This is a genomic window from Flammeovirga sp. OC4, assembly GCF_000812565.1.
GTDB lineage: Bacteria > Bacteroidota > Bacteroidia > Cytophagales > Flammeovirgaceae > Flammeovirga.
The window spans coordinates 60,884-81,855 of record NZ_JTAM01000020.1 but is presented as its reverse complement, the minus strand read 5'-3'; the positions used below and the strand labels follow the sequence as shown (position 1 = coordinate 81,855).

8 protein-coding genes are annotated in these 20,972 nt (G+C 38.6%); 3 read left to right on the top strand and 5 right to left on the bottom strand.

All coding sequences use genetic code 11. The features are described 5' to 3' along the window. From PL77_RS14060 to PL77_RS14040, 5 genes are all read right to left on the bottom strand, one after another. Nucleotides 1–6,158 (bottom strand): immunoglobulin-like domain-containing protein (locus PL77_RS14060; protein WP_044206388.1); only part of this gene is annotated, 6,158 nt, incomplete at its 3' end. Between the two features lie 451 nt (nt 6,159–6,609). Continuing rightward, on the bottom strand, nt 6,610–8,019 hold the full coding sequence (locus PL77_RS14055) for a sulfatase (RefSeq protein ID WP_044206385.1): 1,410 nt from the start codon (nt 8,017–8,019) through the stop codon (nt 6,610–6,612). A 1-nt stretch (nt 8,020) separates the two neighbouring features. Then, complete coding sequence (locus PL77_RS14050; protein ID WP_082026534.1) at nt 8,021–9,433, bottom strand: sulfatase; 1,413 nt, start codon at nt 9,431–9,433, stop codon at nt 8,021–8,023. A gap of 103 nt (nt 9,434–9,536) precedes the next feature. Further along, nucleotides 9,537–10,460 (bottom strand): alpha/beta hydrolase, encoded by a 924-nt coding sequence (locus tag PL77_RS14045; protein ID WP_172665856.1) that lies wholly within the window; start codon nt 10,458–10,460, stop codon nt 9,537–9,539. A gap of 137 nt (nt 10,461–10,597) precedes the next feature. Next, on the bottom strand, nt 10,598–13,003 hold the full coding sequence (locus PL77_RS14040; RefSeq protein WP_216595903.1) for a glycoside hydrolase family 3 N-terminal domain-containing protein: 2,406 nt from the start codon (nt 13,001–13,003) through the stop codon (nt 10,598–10,600). Between the two features lie 445 nt (nt 13,004–13,448). Here PL77_RS14040 and PL77_RS14035 point away from each other — a divergent pair, with 445 nt between their 5' ends. Genes PL77_RS14035 through PL77_RS30580 form a run of 3 tightly spaced genes read left to right on the top strand, consistent with a single transcriptional unit; the run spans nt 13,449 to nt 20,943 of the window. Further along, a complete protein-coding gene (locus tag PL77_RS14035; RefSeq protein WP_052444410.1) occupies nt 13,449–16,613 on the top strand; it encodes a TonB-dependent receptor in 3,165 nt (1,054 codons plus the stop codon). 10 nt (nt 16,614–16,623) lie between these two features. Beyond that, a complete protein-coding gene (locus PL77_RS14030; protein ID WP_172665855.1) occupies nt 16,624–18,168 on the top strand; it encodes a RagB/SusD family nutrient uptake outer membrane protein in 1,545 nt (514 codons plus the stop codon). A gap of 12 nt (nt 18,169–18,180) precedes the next feature. Further along, a complete protein-coding gene (locus PL77_RS30580) occupies nt 18,181–20,943 on the top strand; it encodes a sulfatase-like hydrolase/transferase (protein WP_052444409.1) in 2,763 nt (920 codons plus the stop codon). The last annotated feature ends 29 nt before the right edge of the window (nt 20,944–20,972 follow it).

Sequence of the window (20,972 nt, the reverse complement as noted above, 5' to 3'; positions counted from 1 at the left end):
TCCTCTTCCAAACTTAAAGTCGCTGTAAGCGTTACCGTTGTAGTCGCTGATGGTCTTGTCACTGTACCGTCTGATGAAATCACTGCTTCATTGGATGAACTCCAAGCCACTGTACTCGCATGTGATGAAGTCAATGGCAACGTTAGGTTTGAGGTTACACTTTCAGCATTGTCGCCTGCCGCATACGTGATCATTAAGGCGTCTGAGGCTTCCTGTAATAATTCAGCGATCGTTTTCTCTGCTGCTATTACAGTCACATCGAACGTTTTGGTCGTCGTTTCTTCTTCCAAACTTAACGTCGCTGTAAGCGTTACTACAGTGGTTGCTGATGGTCTTGTTACTATACCATTGGATGAAATCACTGCTTCATTGGATGAACTCCAAGCCACTGTACTCGCATGTGATGAAGTCAATGGCAACGTTAGGTTTGAGGTTACACTTTCAGCATTGTCGCCTGCCTCATACGTGATCATCAAGGCATCTGAGGCTTCCTGTAATAATTCAGCGATCGTTTTCTCTGCTGCTATTACATTAACATCGAACGTTTTGGTCGTTGTTTCTTCTTCCAAACTTAAAGTCGCTGTAAGCGTTACTGCAGTTGTGGTTGATGGTCTTGTCACTGTACCGTCTGTTGAAATCACTGCCTCATTGGATGAACTCCAAGCCACTGTACTCGCATGTGATGAAGTCAATGGCAACGTTAGGTTTGAGGTTACACTTTCAGCATTGTCGCCTGCCGCATACGTGATCATTAAGGCGTCTGAGGCTTCCTGTAATAATTCAGCGATCGTTTTCTCTGCTGCTATTACAGTCACATCGAACGTTTTGGTCGTCGTTTCTTCTTCCAAACTTAACGTCGCTGTAAGCGTTACTACAGTGGTTGCTGATGGTCTTGTTACTATACCATTGGATGAAATCACTGCTTCATTGGATGAACTCCAAGCCACTGTACTAGCATGCGATGAAGTCAATGGTAACGTAAGGTTTGAGGTTACACTTTCAGCATTATCGCCTGCCACATACGTGATCATTAAGGCGTCTGAGGCTTCCTGTAATAATTCAGCGATCGTTTTCTCTGCTGCTATTACAGTCACATCGAACGTTTTGGTCGTCGTTACTTCTTCCAAACTTAACGTCGCTGTAAGCGTTACTGCAGTTGTGGCTGATGGTCTTGTCACTGTACCGTCTGATGATATCACTGCTTCATTGGATGAACTCCAAGCCACTGTACTAGCATGCGATGAAGTCAATGGTAACATTAGGTTTGAGGTTACACTTTCAGCATTGTCGCCTTCTGCATACGTGATCATCAAGGCGTCTGAGGCTTCCTGTAATAATTCAGCGATCGTTTTCTCTGCTGCTATTACAGTCACATCGAACGTTTTGGTCGTCGTTACTTCTTCCAAACTTAACGTCGCTGTAAGCGTTACTGCAGTTGTGGCTGATGGTCTTGTCACTGTACCGTCTGATGATATCACTGCTTCATTGGATGAACTCCAAGCCACTGTACTAGCATGCGATGAAGTCAATGGTAACATTAGGTTTGAGGTTACACTTTCAGCATTGTCGCCTTCTGCATACGTGATCATCAAGGCGTCTGAGGCTTCCTGTAATAATTCAGCGATCGTTTTCTCTGCTGCTATTACAGTCACATCGAACGTTTTGGTTGCCGTTTCTTCTTCCAAACTTAAAGTCGCTGTAAGCGTTAATGCAGTGGTTGCTGATGGTCTTGTTACTATACCATTGGATGAAATCACTGCTTCATTGGATGAACTCCAAGCCACTGTACTAGCATGCGATGAAGTCAATGGTAACGTAAGGTTTGAGGTTACACTTTCAGCATTATCGCCTGCCACATACGTGATCATCAAGGCATCTGAGGCTTCCTGTAATAATTCAGCGATCGTTTTCTCTGCTGCTATTACAGTCAAGTCGAATGTTTTTGAATCTGTTTCACCCAATAAATCGAGCGTTGCAGTTAACGTGATTGTTTCATTTTCCTTCGCTCTCACCACAACTCCGTTAGTTGAAATCACTGTTTCATTGGATGATTCCCATGTAATTGTTCCTCCATACTCAGTTGTAGTTGGTAAAGTAATGTTACTGATCACATCACTGCTTGTTTCACCTTCAGCATACGTTACTTCAATTGTTTCCAATGCATCTGCCAAGAATGATCTTAATGCAACCGTAAGAGGGAATTCAACTATTTCAGAATAATCACCTTTAGTAACCGTAGCGGTTAAAGTCACGGCTTGATCTGCGATTTGTTGTGTCACAACTGCTTGCCCCTCTTCAATTGAAATCGCTTCATGATTAGATGTCCAAGCAATATTCGTTTCATATCCAAAAGCATCAGTAGATGGAAGTGAAAAGCTAGTGGTTACTTGCTCTTTTGTGTCTTCACCTTCAAAAGTCAAACTCAGGTTTTGTGAAGCTAACATCACATGAGCTTTTGCAGTTGCTACGACTTTCATACTCACATTATCAAAAACGATTTCACCTACGTTGCCTCCCACTTGAAGCAATAATCTATACGACTTTATACCTGTAGGAATAGCTAATAGTGATGTGTATTTTTTACTTTCAGTTCCAATTTCAAGCGTTTCACCATTGGTCGTTACATTCCCTCCTTCAAGATCATGACCTTGCAACTGATATCTAATTTTCGTGCCTTCAAAACCATAAGCTTCAGTACTTACTTCCACGAGACTTTCTTCAGTCGTGATTGCATTCAATGGATAAGTTTGCGTTCTATATACCAAGTTTGGTAATGATACTCCCCCATTTGCAATGGCTAATTTCACTGCTTGAGTACCGTTGGATTGATGTGCAATTTGTTCGACTTCAAAATCAATTGGAGGATCAATGGTTGCATTAAAATTCGATTCCCAACCTACTAAACTCTCCGCTTCAAAATCCGAATTTACAATAATCAAATTCCCTTCCGCATCTGTATATTCTAATACTCTTACATTAAAAATCTTGTCCATTGATTCTTCTCCCAAAGTTACCGTAGCTGTCAAAACCACATCTGTAGGATTGGCTCCTCTTACAACTTTACCCTCTGTAGAAATCACTTCTGGGTGAGAAGATGCCCAAGTCACCGAAGTACCATTTATACCTTCCGATGGTAAAACTACAGGGTGTAAAATACCATTTCCATCTTGAGGATCTAAGAAGTTAAAAGTAACTTCCAAAGCCTCTACTGCTTCTTTCAAAGAAGTATCTTCTAATACGGTTACTGTAAATACTTTTTGCTCTTGATAGTCTCCTTTAGAAATAGTAGCGGTTAACTGTACCTCTTGCGATCCCATCACTTTTCCTATTACCGCAGTATGCTCATTAATAGTAATTGTAGCGTCATTAGAAGACCATGAAATCTCTGTTCCGTACTCTTGAAGATCTGTCATCGGCAGTGTAAAATCTTTCATGACACTTGATGCATCTTCACCTTCAGCAAAAGTCAACGCTAAATCCTTTTTTGCCAACTTCACCTGTGCAATAGCTGCATTGATTTCTTTGACCACCACGTCATCAAAAACAAAAGTTCCTGTAGTGTTTCCTCCAATCTGAATAAATAAACGAATAGAAGAGATTCCCGCTGGCATTTCCATCAGTGCTACATAATCATTTGTAGTCTCATTGATTGTAAAGCTTTCCGAGTTGACATTCACATTTTTGTCGTCTGCATCTTTGCCTTGCAATTGGTAGCGAATTGTTTTTTCTGCTTCCGCATAAGCCGATACTTTTACTTCAAAATAACGTTTTGTAGTAGATAGGCCATTGAATGGATAATTGAATGAGTTTCTGAAAACAAGGTTAGAGAAAGAGATACCACCATAATTGACCATCATTTGTGCAGCGCCTGTTCCGTTATCCTTGTGCGTTACTTTGGTTAATTCATAATCAATTGGAGGATCTGAAGAAGCCAATAAACCTACATTCCAGCCATTTAATTCTTCCTCTTCAAAATCGGCATTGACCAAAATGATATTACCATTTTCATCCGCGAATGGTACAACCGTTACATCAAATGTTTTCGTATCTGAAACATCTCCTGAAGTGATCGTCGCCGTTAATGTTACGTCTTGTGGCGTTGCACCTCTTTTTACATCACCTGTAATGCTGATGACGTCTTCATTCGATGAAGCCCAAGAGATTGCTGTACCATGCTTTCCTTCCGTTGGCATATCCACAATATCAAACATGATTCCGTTACCATCAGATGGGTCCAAATAGAAGTATTTTACAAATAAAGCTGATTTTGCTTCTTTCACTTTCTCTTCTGGAGTGATGGCTAAAACAGTAAGTTCAAAAGTCTTGTCTTGTGTTTCATTTCCATCTATTGTAACAGTCGCCGTTAATGTAATATTTTGCTCGGTATCTTTTCTATACACGTTCCCTTCAGTATCAATCACTGTTTCATCGGTCGATACCCAGGTAACCGTAGACTCAAATAATGATGTTGCAGGAAGCTCAATGTTGTTTTTTATGGTTGATGCTGTCTCCGAATCTGTGTAAACAATTTCGAGTGCATTTACCGCTTTTTCTAAATCTGATAACGAAGGTATCACCCTCAAGTTAAATGTTTTTGTGACAGAAGCTCCACCTTGTGTAATTGTAGCCGTCAACGTTACTTCTTCAGCATCTGTTACGTCCTGAATTTCAGCAGTCGCTTCATTAATGATCATCGCATTGGTATTACTTGAAGCCCAAGAGATTGTTGTGCCGTACGTATCATCAGTCAATGGCAAAGTAAAGTTTGTGGTTACATTATTCACATCGTCACCTTCTGCAAGTGTAATGTCTAGTGCCTCTTTGGCCCATTTTGCTTCTGCTTCCTCTTTAGAAATTTCTTTTACCATGGCGTTATCCACCACAACATTACCAGTGTTTTTCCCCACTTGAACAAAAAAGCGGAAAGAACCAATACCTGCATCCATTTTCAAAATGGCTGAATAGTCTGTAGGAGTGTCATTGATGAAGAATTCTGTACTGTTTTTATTCACAAAACTGTTAGAAGCATTTTTACCTTGTAATTGGTAACGTACTTTCTCCACGTCTCCATAGATATTGGAAGATACTTCATAATATTTTTCTTCTGTTGTGAAATCGTTGAAAGGATACAAGAATGTTCTTAACACCAAGTTAGGAAGAGATACACCACCGCTTACAATATCAAAAGAGACAGCTGGCGTTCCATTTTCTTTATGTGTGATAGATAGATAAGTGAAGTCAACACCTTGAGATGCATTGAAGTTCCTTTCCCAACCTGCATTCTCTCCTAAATCGAAATCAGCATTAATCACAATTAAGTTGCCTTGAGCGTCCATCATTGGCAATACATTTACTGTAAAGTCTTTTGTCAACGTTTCATCATTTAAAGAAATCGTTGCTTGCAATGTTACAGGAGTAGAAGAATTAGCTCTTTTGACTTCTCCAGTAGTACTGATCACATTTTCGTTAGATGAAGTCCAAGCAACTGTAGTTCCGTTGATACCTTCAGTTGGTAAAGTCACATCATATAAGATCCCATTTCCATCTTGTGGATCTAAATTATTGAAAGTCAATTCTAAAACATCTTTGGCTTCTTGTACTGATTCTGCATCCGTTTTTGTATTTTTGGGAGCAAAATAGACATTATCAAAATAGAAATCGCCAACGTTTTTTCCTACTTGAATCAACAGGTACCATTTCTCTGCACCGGCAGGAACCGTAATGGTTGTTTCAAAAGTCTGAACTGATTCAGTATTGTTGAATATCTCCGTTGTAATTTGAGACGGTCCATTATAGTTCAACGCAAAACGGAAATTCTGCCCTGTAGTACCGTAAGCATCCACTCTACAGATGTATTCTGTATCTTGTGCTAAAGGAGAACTGAAGTTGGTGTATCCTCCTGTTTTCACCTGAATATTACTTCTATTCAATTTCGAATTTTCTTCAGTAGAAGGAATAGCAACTTTCAAGAAAAAATTACCGTCAATTTCTACTCTCTCAAAAGAAGGAGGATCTGTTATACCATTTTTCATGGTAAGGGTCCAATCACTCGATTTGATCTCATCGTCAAATCCTGGGTTCGTGATTAAGTTGTCATTGGCAAAAGCGGAGAGACATAGTAGCCACGACAAAACTAAAGTTGTAAAAGTTAATTTCATATTAATTCATACTTTGTTATAAACAGAATAACAGGATTCCATTTAAATATTTGTGTTATTAATTCGTACCTATTTCTTAAAGAGGATTTATCACTCGGTACATGGAGAATGTGTTTGCTACATCTCCAAAAGGTATAGTCAAAAGTAGTTCGGGGAAGCGTTTTTGAAGGGGTATTTTCCGTTCTTACACCTCCAAAAATGTTTCTATCCTACGCTAATTGTGTTATTTAAGTAGTCAAAACGTCATTTTTGTAGGAATAGAATGTTCTTTTCAATGGAAAATAAGACTGTTTTTTTAAAACCTTGAAATCAGCAGGCTCTTCTGAGGTAGCAGGTGAAATCAATGATGTGCAAATGAATGAGAGGATAGGTATTTGAGAAGAAGGGTAGACACCTATGAAGAAGGATAGGCACGTGTAAAGAAGGGTAGACACATAGGTCTACCCCTACGTTAGATATTCGTCTTTTTTAGAGCGTTCGCAAGCAATACTCTATGCTTTTCAACTTCTTCTTTATAATTCGGATCATTGACGATGTTTTTATTTTCATCAGGATCTTTTGTCAGGTCATACATCATTTCAGCAATGACGACACCCTTTTTATTTTTAAATAATGTATACCTAAAACCTTTGGTACGGATGGTATCTCCCAATTTCCAACGGCTTAGTGCATATTCTTTGATCTCTTTTTGATGATCTTGAAGTACTGGAACTAACGAATTTCCCTGAAGTTGAGCGGGTTGTGATAAACCAGAAAGGTCACATAGTGTAGGGAAAATATCTACAATTTCAGCAAAACCTTCCGCAGATCCTTTCTTAAATTTCTTTCCTTTGGGTGGTTTAATCATCAAAGGAACTCTCAAAGCGATATCAAAGTTAGAATGCTTACACCAGAACGTGTGTTCTCCTAATTGCCAACCGTGATCGCCCCAAATGACAATAATCGTATTATCATACAGCTTTTGAGCTTTTAATTCATCAATTAAATCACCTACCAAGTAATCCGCAAAACTTACTGAAGCATAATAACCGTGTTTCAACGTTTTGGCCAATTGCTCATCCACATCACCTTTCTTAGGTACGCCATTATACGCTCTTAGTTCTCCCCAAGAGGTCTTTGCTACATTAGGAATTCCTTCAGGAAGGAAGTTATTATCGGGTGCAGGAATGTCATTTTCATTGTACAAATCCCAAAAACGCTCCGGTGCTACAAATGGAAGGTGTGGTCTTGCCAAACCTACCGCCATAAAGAACGGTTGGTCTTTTTGCTTCAACTCTTTCATCTTCTTTTTTGCTTTTGCGACCGTTCTGCCATCCAAAAAGTCTGTATCCTTACTGTTTTTCACTTTTTCATAAGGTTGGGGACGTTTGTAAGGAGGAATAGGATTTTCACTTTCCTTCACCAATTCATCGGCGTGGTATTCAAACATATCTTCTGCAACCACTAACTCCGACCAAGTTCTTTCCGCTGTATCTTTTTTACCATGAATTACTTTCCCAATCGAATAGGTATAATAGCCATTTTCTTTGAAATGCTGACCAATTGTCACTGCTCCAGGCATTTCCTTATCGATTTTTGCTCCCGCATCTACAAATCTTTTCAAAGTGGGACGCACGCCAGTATGCATAGAAGCTCTTGAGGCTCCACAAACGGGAACTTGACAAAATGCATTGTTAAACGTAGTGGAATGCTGACTGAGCTGATCGATGTTGGGCGTTTTGATTACCTCATTTCCATAACAACCTAATTCAGGTCTTAAATCATCAATTGTAATCAATAAAATATTCGGTTGATCTTGAGCCAGCGTCATAGCAGGGACACAAAGCATCCCCACTAAAATATATAAGAGTATTCGTTTCATTTTAGATAGAAGCTTTTGTTTCTGCAATCCAAGAAGTAATCATTTGAGCCATTTGTTTTGACTTTGGATCGTTGGCATTGTAGATATTTTTGGTTTCGTAAGGATCCTTCTTCAGGTTATACAACTCATAGCGTTCTTCTTTGTAAAAGTACATCATTTTGAAGTCGCCATCTCTTGCTACCGTTACATGTATATCTCCGGTTGAGTTAGGTCTTGCCTTCGGCGAATGCCAGAATATTGTTCTGTCTTTTGTCTTACCTTTTTTGATGTTTTCCTTAATGCTAATTCCATCTAAATGCTCTGTAGGATAAAGATTTAACCCACAAAGATCAAGTAATGTAGGGTATAAATCCGTGTTCGTTGTCACTTGATCGACAACACCATGCTTAGAGATCTTCGCCCCACCAAAAATCAACGGTACTTTGGTTCCACCTTCATAAGTATGCCCTTTTCCTGCTCTTAATGGAAGGTTAGAAGTGGCTAAATCTCTGTTGCTATTCAAACCTCTGTTGGACAATCCTCCGTGGTCTGAAGTGAAGACAATAATTGTATTTTTATATAAACCTTTTTCTTTCAAAGCCTTTACAATTCTACCCAAACTTTCATCTACTGAAGCCACCATTGCACCGTAAACAGGATTGTTTTGGTGCATTTTCATCATGCCATCCTGCTTGGTGTATTCAGGCCCTTCAAAGGTCATTCCTTCTAACTTCGTTTTGTACTTCTTGATGTCTTTCTTTTTTGCCTGGAAAGGAGTGTGTACCCCATAGTGGCTCAATACTGCAAAGAAAGGTTTTCCATTATGATCAGCATCTAAGAATTTAATCGTCTCATCCGTCAAACGGTCCGTTAAATACTCTCCTTCTTCACCTTCATCCAATCCAATAATTTTACCATGCCCTTTACCAATTTTCTTTGGATTTTTAGGAACGTTATAAGGGTAAAAATACGATTGAGGAGCACCAGCAGCACATCCTGCTACATTAATATCATATCCTTTATTGTGAGGCCATTCATCCTCTTCATGACCCAAATGCCATTTTCCAGCAAAATACGTATGATATCCTTGGTCTTTAAAAGCCTGACCGATTGTTTTTTCATTGTCATAAAACTTCTTACCCTTGATCGTATTTTCATTTTTGGCAGGAATGCCCGCTCTTGCTGGATAACGTCCTGTTTGCAAAGCATATCTTGAAGGCAAACACCTTGGGTGAGCCACGTATGCATTGGTAAAATCAACTCCTTCTTGAGCTAACTGATCAATGTTAGGTGTTTCATAAAAATCTGCATCGTGATGCGAAATATCGAAATACCCCAGATCATCTACTAAAAAAATCAAAACATTTTTCTTCTCTTGTGCCCAAAGCACATTACTGAACAGTAAAAGAAAAATGATGTTGTATATATTTTTCATTTCGTTTGTTTTTATGTAGGGGTAGACCTACGTGTCTACCCGTGTTTCAAATTAATACCTGCCTATAGTTTTAACTATGGTGCTCAAAACACTTGTACTAAACCTATTTCAATCGTACCGGATAAATGGCTTTTTCAGGAATGTTGAATTCAAAACTTCCTTCTAAATAACCTTCAGTCACCAAGAAATCATCCATTTCCTGCATTGTTTCATAGTACCATCTATTGATTGTACCCTTTTTATATCCTTTTTTCCTCCAATAGCCTTCATTAAAGAACGAGTGTTCAGCACCTTCATAGACTTTCATCTCACATTTTACGCCGAGTGCTTCACATTTTGATTGTACATCTTTGGCTAAAGGCAATGGAATGACTTTATCTCTATCTCCCAACATCACTAACATATCTGGGAAACTTTTATGAATATTCTGACGAGGGCTAAACGACTGCCAAGTTCTTCCTTTCTCCTCTAATTCTTTTGCCACTAACCGATGTGCATATCCTTCTTTACTCATTCCCATTACTGGATTAAATAAAATCAACAAATTAGGTTTGTAATCTTTTGCTTTGACTCCATTCGTTAAAGGTTCAATAAAAGCTAAGCTTAAAGCGAGTTGCCCACCTGCAGACCCACCTCCAACTACTATTTTGTTCGGATTTGCTCCATATTTTTTGGCATGTTTTCTCACATATCGCATTGCAATTTGTACGTCTTCTACGGCTTCAAAAATAGTGGTGTTATTTCTTTTTCTTACTCTGTATTCCGGACAAAAAACAACTAACCCTCTATCTGCCAAATGTCTTGCTTGCGAATAAAAAGCTGAAGGACTTCCACTGTTCCAACCTCCGCCGTGAATCAAAACCACTGCACCTTTCGATGATGCCATTTTTTTAGGTTTAAAAATATGAAGTTTCAATTGCAAAGAGTCCAAATCTCTATAAGTCACTTTTTCATCAGGACTTGCATTTTGGGCTTGAATTGTAAAAGAAATAAAGAAGCTGATTAGTAGTAATAATATTCGTTTCATTGTCATTCACCTTGTAGGGGTAGACCTATGTGTCTACCCGTGTTTACATTTATACATCCAAAAAATACGTAATTTATAGGTATATAAAAATATTTTATTATCGAACGGTGGGCAGACACATAGGTCTGCCCCTACGGTTATAACGATGGATAATTAGGTTTGTAATCGTTTAAGTTCAACTTCTTCGTTTCACTTACTTCAAGCTTCACTTTCTTCAGGTCTTTATCTCTTGATGAGTTACCTACCATAATTGTGAACGCTCCTTTTTCTACACCCCATTCCATATTTTGATCAAAGAAAGCCAAATCTTGTGTCGTTAATTCAAACGATAGCGATTTTGATTCCCCTGCTTTTAAAGCTACTTTTTTATACGCTTTTAATTCTTTTACCGGACGAGTAACTGATGAATAATCATCTCTAATATATACCTGTACCGTTTCTTCACCGTCTTCTTTACCCACGTTTTTCACATTACAAGTCACTGTAAATGTATCATCACCTTTGATTTTTGATTTATCTAAAGCTACATTTCTAATTTCATATTTTGTATAAGACAAACCAAAACCGAACGCATATAATGGATCTTTGTTCGTAAACTTATACTTATGGAAGTAATGCGAAGGCTTGTGATTATAATATAGTTTCACTTGACCAACTGTACGAGGCACTGTGATTGGTAATTTTGCTGTAGGGTTCACATCACCAAATAAGATCTCAGTAATCGCCTGACCTCCAAAACTACCTGGTTCCCATGCCTCTAAAACTGCACTCATGTTATCTTCTAACCACTCTTCACCAATCGGTCTACCGTTTACTAATACTGCTACTACTGGCGTTCCCGTTTTCTTGATCGCTTTGATCAATTCTAACTGACGACCTGGAAGATTGATATGCGCTCTATCTGTATTTTCTCCACACGTCTTGTTTTTCCAATCATAACGTAACGAGTTCTCACCTACTACTACAATGGCAATATCTGCCTTAGAAGCTTTTGATGCTGCTGTAGAAATGGCTTTGTCTGTTGTCTTACCAATGATTTCACCACTGTTATAATAATCCAACTCAAAACCTTTGTCTTTTGCTACTGCTTCCAAACCTTCTTTCACCGTTATGATTCTATCTTCAGGCTGATACCAGTGCCAGTCACCCAAAATTGTTTCGTTGTTAGCATTTGGTCCAGTAATAAATACTTTCTTGTATTTGTTTTTCGGTAAAGGTAAAATACCATCGTTCTTTAATAATACAATCGACTTTCTTGCAATCTCTAAAGCTGTTGCTTGGTGTTCTTGATTGAAAACTACCTCTTCTGCCTTCTCTTCTAATACATAAGGATTTTCAAAAAGCCCTAAACGGAATTTCACTTCTAAAATCATTGCACAAGCATCATTTACTCTTTCTTCAGGTACAATTCCTTTTTTTACAGCTTCAACAATTGATTCCGTAAACTTAGGACCGTGCATGTGCATGTCCATACCATTGTTCACTGACATACGGAAAGCGTCATCTAAACTCTCTGCTTGACCATGTAACGTATGAATACGCTCAATGTCCATCCAATCTGATACATAAAAACCTTCAAACCCATATTCCTTTCTCACAATGTCTGTCATAAACTCTTTGCTGGAGTGACAAGGAATGCCATTCACTTCGTTATGTGCTGTCATAATAGAGAACACATTCGCTTCTTGTACTGCTCTTCTGTAAGGAGGTAAATGCACTTCACGGATAGATCGCATAGAAAGGTCTAATGGAGAAGCATTTGTACCGTTCAGTGGTTCACCACCACCGATAAGATGTTTTGCACAAGCTATTACTTTTTCATCACCTGTAAAATCACCTTGCTGGAAACCTTTGATCATTTCCACACCCATATTACCTACTAGGTAAGGATCTTCGCCAAATGTTTCACCTACACGCCCCCAACGAGCATCTCTTGCAATGTCAATATTCGGTGTAAATGCCCAATGAGAACCCGTTGCTCTCATTTCTTTTGCCGTTTCTTTACCTACTCTGTATGATAATTCCTCATCAAATGTACTGGCCAAACCAATTGGCGTAGGGTAGATCGTTGCCCCATAATTTAAGCCATTACCATGAATCGCGTCGATACCTATTAATAAAGGAATCTGTAAACGAGATTTCATTGCTAAACCTTGAAGGTGATTGGCCTCCTTTGCAGAGATTACATGTAAAAAAGAACCTATTTTACCTTCTTCGGTCATTTTTGCAATATCCGAAGAATGCAAACCAGGATAAAAACCTAATGCATCATTATTATGCAACTCTTCTGGCGACAGGTCTTCCTCTGCCTTTTTCATATGTTCTAAACCAACATATTGTGCCATCTGAGCCACTTTTTCCTCTAATGTCATTTTAGACATCAAGTCTGCTATCCTATCTTCAACAGTTGCTTCACTGTTTTTGTAAATCGGTTGATCATTACTAGCTCTTGTCTCACACGACATCATGCCATATGCCATTGCTAGAATGATGATACCACTCATTAATCTTCTCATAGTCTCACCAAAAAAATAATAATTCATGTTCACAAAGCTCTTGATTATTCTTTATAAGGAGGTTCAGAAATAATTCTTAATACTCTGAAAAGAGTTCTATGAGATAGGTTTAAGAAATGTACATAAATAACAATAAACACTGATTTAGATGGTTTTAAGTCGATTTTTTAACATTGAACTATTTTCAAACCTCCGGGAACTATTCATCATACTAGCGTTTGAAGTACACTTTATATCATTGCAGTAGAACATTAACACAATGGATTAATAAAGTTTAATTAAAAAACAGTAATTTTGGAATGAAAAGATACTACGAAATGGAATGAAATGATCGCTTATAATGGATGAGTTCAAACGCTAAACTCATACTATACTACATTTTATCAGCACGATCTGATAACTATTTTTTTTATAACTAAAGATACTCTCAGTAGTACTTTTCTTAAAGGTCTACTGTAAAACAAATACGAATATGAAGCAGTATAAATTTATACTCTCAACTCTGATTTTGTTTCTTTATACTATCAACTTCTCTTTTGCACAAAATCAAGAAAACTATACTGTAGAAGGTATAGTAAAAGATGAAAATGGTATTACTTTACCCGGAGTGAATGTATATGATAGAGAAACAAGAAAAGGAGCAAAAACTGATTTTAACGGCAAGTTTAAAATCCAATTAGAAAAGGAAACGACATTGGTTTTCTCGTTTATTGGAATGAAAACGCAAAGAATTGAAGTCAACCCATTTGATACCTCTCTCCACAATCTCGATGTGACACTTAAAGAAGATTTAGAATTACTCGATGAAATCGTGGTAGTAGGTTATGGTAGTCAAAATGCCAGTGACCTTACAGGTGCTGTATCCCAATTGAAGGAATCTGATGACGTGGTAAGACAGTATCAAAGTGTAGACGGTTTGCTTCAAGGTAGAATGGCAGGCGTGCAGGTAACAAACAACATTGGTCAACCAGGAGGTGGAATCAGTGTGAAAATTAGAGGGGTGAATTCCCTTCGTGGTAACAACGAACCGCTTTACATTGTAGATGGTATTGTGATCAGTTCTGCTGGTGAAGATACTAATAATGCTTTCCAGGATGGCAATGAGGATCAAGGCGTGCAAAACGGTTTGGCGGGCATCAACCCTAGAGATATTGAATCGATTGAAGTGTTGAAAGATGCATCGGCAACGGCTATTTATGGTTCAAGAGGTGCTAACGGCGTCGTATTAATTACAACTAAAAAAGGAAGTAAAGGAGCTGCCAAAATCAACGCATTTGTCAGTTCTGAAGTTTCAACAATTTCCAAAAAGATTCAATTACTCGATGCGCCCACTTATGCACAAATGACCAATGAAGTTGCGATTCTAAAAGGGCTGCAACCAAAATATCATTTGGAAGGAGGCAACATTTATGCTCTCGAAAATGGAAATATAAATCCTACTCCTCTAACACAAGTCAATTGGCAAGATGAAATCTATCAGCCTGGTGTAAGTACAATGGGACAAATTTCGGCTTCGGGCGGTACTGACAAAACGAAATACTACATCTCTGGCGGGTTTAATGATTTGAACGGAATTGTGGAAAACTCCAATATGAAAAGTGGTGACCTGAGAATGAACCTTCAGAGTAATCTTACCAATAAATTAAAAGTGGATGCTAGAATGTCCGCTTTCTACTCACAAGGACAGTTTGCTCAAAGTGGCTCAAAAGGTGGAAGTAGCCGTTCTTTCTCAAAGTCAGTCGTCAACTTTCAACCGATTTATGAAAATGATGCTTCAATCTCAGACATCGGTTTATCAAGTCCACTTTCATTTATTCAAGACTATGAAGATTTGACCAATGAATTAAAATTATTTGCTTCTTTAAACGCTACCTATTCATTCAGCAAACACTTCAAATACCAAGTCAGAGCTGGTACGAATTTTAGAAGTAAAGACCGTTCGATCTGGTATGGAAAAAATACGCAGAAAGGTAGTCAAACCAACGGAGCATTAGGTATTTCTGGCTTAAACCGCTACTCTTATACTATTGATAATCTATTGATGTTCAATAAAAAATTCAATAAGAAACATAGAATTGATGCCGTAATTGGCTTCGTTGTAGATGGAATATCAAGTACGCAAAGTAATTCAGAGTCAGAGAATTTCCCTGTTCATTCCTTAAAGGCAAGAGCTCCTCATTTGGGACAGACCATCGTAAGACCTTATACTGAGTTGACAAGCACTGAACAATTGCTTTCAGGTTTGGGAAGATTCACGTATACGTATGATAATAAATATACGCTGACTGCTACGATGAGAGCCGATGGTTCTTCAAAATTCAAGGAAAAAAATCAATTTGGTTACTTCCCTTCTGCTGCCGCTGCATGGCATATTTCTGAAGAGAGCTTCTTGAAATCAAGTGACATTGTTTCTAATCTTAAATTAAGAGGTTCTTGGGGCTTAACAGGTAATCAGGGAATCACTCCTTATCAAACTTTCAACAATTACGGCATTGTTTATTATACCGATTACAATAATAATATCCTTATTGGTGCCGGACCGAACAACATTGCCAACCCTGAACTGAGATGGGAAACAACACAACAATCCAACGTCGGTTTGGACTTTGGTTTCTTAGGTGGAAAAATCTATGGATCAATTGATGCGTATTACAAAACAACAGATGATTTATTACAGCAAGTGCAAATTCCACCTTCAACGGGTTTTACAGCTTATTTGACCAACAGAGGTTCGATTGAAAATAAAGGGATCGATTTGATGTTGGAGACTGTGGCTTATGCCAAGAAAGACTGGACAATCACTGTAGGTGGTAATATTTCCTTCGTGAGAACAAAAGTTTTAGAGCTAGGCATCCCTGAAGCACCTGTCTATATCGATGGCCAAGAACAAATGGCTTCGTATTACTTAGGCAATAACATTTCATCGGGAACCTACTTCAAGCAACCTGCAAACATCTTTATGCAAGGACAACCGGTTGGTGTATTCTGGGGCTATAAAACCAATGGTATTTACCAAACGGAAGAAGCTGCAGCCAATGGACCTACCGTCAATGGTAATACACCCGAAGCTGGTGATATCGCCTTTGTTGATCAAAATGGAGACGGAAATATTGATACTAACGACATGACTGTTATCGGTGATCCTAATCCTACCTTCACTTTTGGTTTCAATACAAAAGTTACTTACAAAAACCTCACGGTGAGTGCCTTGTTTACGGGTGCCTACGGAAACGACATTGTCAATGGTAACCTTCTGATTGAAACAGATGCCTATCAAACCAACAAAAATGTAAGACCTGAAGCGTTTTATAATGCATGGAGACCTGGCGACACCAATGCCACTTCACCAAGGCTAGGGCACAATGACCCTACGGTATTTACAGACCGAATTGTGGAAGACGGAAGCTACGTTAGGTTAGCCAACCTTACTATTGGGTATGATATTCCACTCAACTCAGGAACTATTGAACGTATGAATGTCTTCTTTGCGGGAAGAAACTTATTTACGCTGACCAATTACTCTGGTTATGATCCTGAATTGACAACATTCATGGGCGATGGAAGCATCATGGGCGTTGACTGGAATTCATTCCCTAACGCCAGATCATTTTCATTAGGTCTTAATGTCACTTTCTAAATCAATTCTTATGAAAAATAGATTAATCCTATTCTTGGCCTCCTTACTTATTGCAACCTCAAGTTGTTATAAAGAAGACCCTCCTTTTTTGAGTGATGAAAACCTTTTTATCACAGATGAAGGTGTAAAAACAGCAGTGAATGGTATCTACTCTTCTCTTGCCGGTTTTACTTATTACAGTTCTGATTTAATACAACTGACCAACTTCCACTCCGGTATGTTTCAGTCCAGTAGAAATCAAGATCAGAACGGTATTGCTTCACTCAATCCACTTCCAAATCTTACTTTTGTAGAAAACGTTTGGAAGGCTTCGTACACCTCTATCAATAGAGCCAATTCAACCATTCAAGGCATCAAAGAGTTTCAACCAGAACCTTCTGAGGCGGTATTGAATGAATTAGGGCAAACCCACTTTTTAAGAGCACTAGTGTATTTCAATTTGGTAAGACTTTACGGTGATGTACCATTGAGACTTCAAGGTGTGGACAGTGAGACATTGCATGCACCAAGAGTGGCAACTGACAGTATTTACAATGTAATTATTGAAGACTTGAAAATTGCGGAAGAGCACCTGTATGAAAACGGTGTGCAAACCATCGGTAGACCTGCTAAAGAAGCGGCAAACATGCTTTTAGCTCAAGTGTACATGACGCTGGCAGGTAATGAAACCAGTGGTTCACCCTATTGGGCAATGGCAAAGGATGAAGCATTGAAAGTCTATGGAAAATATACGTTGGTGAGTGATTTTAATTCTTTGTGGGAATCTGGCAGTAGAAATAACAACTCGGAGGCTATTTTTGAGATTCAATACAATCAAGCCAATAGCGGAAATGTCATCCGTTTACATACGCCGAGTAATGCATTCATTGGGCAATCGTGGGGTAGAATTCTGTTAAATCCAGAATTGATTGATTACCATCAAAACCAATACCCGAATGACCCTCGTTTTGAAGCCACTATCATGTACAATTACACCAAATACAATGCAGATGGCAGCGAAGCAGGTGAACAGAAAATTTACCCTATGGTAGACCGTACTTCTAAAAGTAAAGCATTCCCGTTTGTAGCCAAACATTGGATTACAGACCCTCAAACACCAACACCTTATTCAGATGCCAACTTTGTGGTGATGCGTTATGCTGAATTGTTATTGATGCTGGCTGAAATCACGAATGAAGTAGATGGCCCTGCCGCTGCTGAAGTTTATGTCAATGAGGTAATTTCAAGAGCAAGAAACTCTGCGGGCGGTGATGGCGTTGCTCCTGAAAATTGGAGCGGATTATCACAAGATGAATTTAGAAGCAGAATCATGAGAGAGTATCAATATGAACTATTAGGTGAAGGTGGTGCTTGGTATAGAAACAGACGAAGAGGTTTGGACTACTTCAAAACTGAGGTGATTGATGTACACAACAACAGAATTGCAGAAGACGGCTTTCAAGAATTTGACCTTCTGTATGAAAACCCTGAAAAGGCGATGTTGCTTCCGATTCCAATGGCTGAAATCAACACCAACTTAAAAATTAATGCTGACGACCAAAACCCTGGCTATTAAGCCACAATTAACATGAAAAAGATTCTTTTAAACATACTTCTTCTGACTGTACTCTCCACGGGGTACAGTCAGGACAAAAAAAATGTTCTTTTTATCGCTATCGATGATTTGAAACCCACTATCGGTGCCTTTGGAGATGACTATGCCAAAACACCCAATATGGATCGATTGGCGGATAAAGGAACGGTATTTTTAAACAACCACTGTCAGCAAGCCGTTTGTGGTCCTTCAAGAGCCAGTTTATTGACCGGTTTAAGACCAGATATCGTAAAGGTTTGGGACCTGAAAACAAAAATTAGAAAGCAACGTCCCGATGTGGTGACATTACCGCAATACTTCAAAAACAACGGTTATTTGACCTATGGCGTGGGTAAAATCTATGATCCAAGAAGTGTAGATAAGCAACAAGATCAACAATCATGGACAGAATACACGCTTCCAAATCAATTAAGATACCCTGAAGGAAAGCAAGCCCCTGCCCTTTCTTATTATCAAAATCCTGAAAATGTAAAAAAGGTAAGAGCACTAAGAAAAGAAGCGGAGGCAAAAGGTATTGAAAAGAAAAAAATCAATAAGTGGGTACAACAGCGTTTCAAACCTGCTTTCGAAAAAGCAGATGTTTCTGATGATGCTTATATCGATGGAGCCATCACAAAACAAGGGGAAGCGTACATCAAAGCATTGGCCAAGCAAGATCAACCTTTCTTTTTAGCAGTAGGATACAAACGCCCTCACTTACCTTTTGCAGCTCCTACAAAATACTGGGATTTGTATAATGAAAATGAGGTTCCTTTAGCCAAATTCCAACAAAAAGTGGAAGGTGGTTATGAGAAAGCGTATCATAATTCAAGCGAATTGCAAGGGTATAAAACGGAAGGTTTAGACATCAGTGAAGCAGATGGGGTAGTCAAAATTTCAGAAAAAGGGCAGCGTCAATTGATTCACGGTTACTATGCGGCTACCTCTTATGTAGATGCTTTGGTAGGTCGATTAATTACTCAATTGGAAGAGAATAAACTGGATCAAAACACCATCATTATTCTTTGGGGTGATCACGGTTGGCACTTGGGAGATCACTTATTATGGAACAAGCACTCTAACTTTGAGCAAGCGACTCGATCGCCGATGATTATTGTAGACCCTTCTCAAAAAACAGTGAAGCGAGTAAGTAGTGTCACTGAGTTTGTAGACATCTACCCTACTTTGGCGGATATGGCTGGACTTCCTGTTCCAACTGAAGGATTGTCTGGTAAAAGTTTGAGACCTCTTCTAAACGGAAGTGAGAAGACGATCAAAAAATATGCGATGACTCAAATTGCAAGAGGAAAAATCAACGGCTACTCTTTAAAATCAGGAAATATCAGATATACGGCTTGGTATGATGGTACTCCAAGATTAAAGAAAACACTAGAAGGATGTACGCTAAAAGCAGAGGAATTGTACGATTACAAAGCGGACCCTTTAGAGACGAGAAACCTTGCAAAAGACAAAGCGTATCAAAAGCAACTCAATGAAATGAGAGCGTTGTTCATGGAGTTTTTCAGAAATGACAGAACCTACCAATCACATAGTTTTGGTGCTATAAATGGTACTAAGACTGATTGGAAAACTGCTGCGGAAGCAAGAATTGAAAAGCACCGAAAAGGAGATGTGAAACTGACCGTTTTAGATAAAAAAGGAAAACCTTTTAATGGGAAAGTGAAGATTGAACAAGTAAGGCATCAATTCCGCTTTGGGGGTGTGATCAATACGAATTTATTCACTTCAGAGAAAAAAGAAATATACCAAAAAACCTTCCTTACTTTGTTTGAAAATGCTGGGTATGAAAATGCTTTCAAAATCAAGCATAAAAGACTTTACGATAAGCGTCATCAACAAATCACGCCTTTCTTAAAAGAAAATAATATTCCGCTGAGAGGTCATGCATTGGTGTGGGAAAAAACGAAAAACATGCCGAAAGACATTCAGCAATACGTCAATGCAACGGATACTGCAGAATTAATTCATCAATTAGAAAACTATGTGAAATATGGTTTATCAGAGTACGATGTAGTGGAATGGGATGTTTTGAATGAACCAAGAGAATGTCATGTCGTACAAGATTTGACAAAGCAAAACTCATGGGCGTACTGGTTTGAATATGCTGATAAAGTAAGAAAAAATAAGCAGGTAAAATTCTATTTGAATGAAAATAAAGTCATCTCTGCTCCTTATAAAGTAGCGGATAAAAACATTCAATTCCATTACAAAGTGATTGAAGATATACTCGCTGCCAACGCTCCTTTAGAAGCTTTGGGTTTTCAATCGAGAATGAAGCAACACATCAAACCAGAAGATTTATATGCTAGACTAGAAAAGTTCGCTTCTTTTGGGTTGCCAATGTTGGGAACTGAGTTTGAAATTGTGGATTCTCCTTATCAGAAATTTACGGAGGCTGATAGAGCACAAATTACTGATGAAGCAATGACGGTATACTTCTCTCATCCTCAAGTGGAAGGTTTTTATGTTTGGACCCCTTTTGGTGAAAACCGAAAAGCATTTTTTGACCTTGATGCCAACCCAAGAATAGAAGCTAAAGTATGGGCAAAAAAACTTGAAGAATGGTCAACTTCTTTAGAAGCAAAAGCCGACAAAAAAGGAAAAGTAGCTTTCAGGGGTTTTAAAGGAACTTACAGGGTGACGATCACTCAAAATGGTAAAACCTACTCTAACTTATTCCAAGCGGAAGAAAGCCAAAACGATATCAAAGTAAAGCTCACTGATCTCACGAACTAAGCTGTTTTACTGATTTAAAATGTGCAACA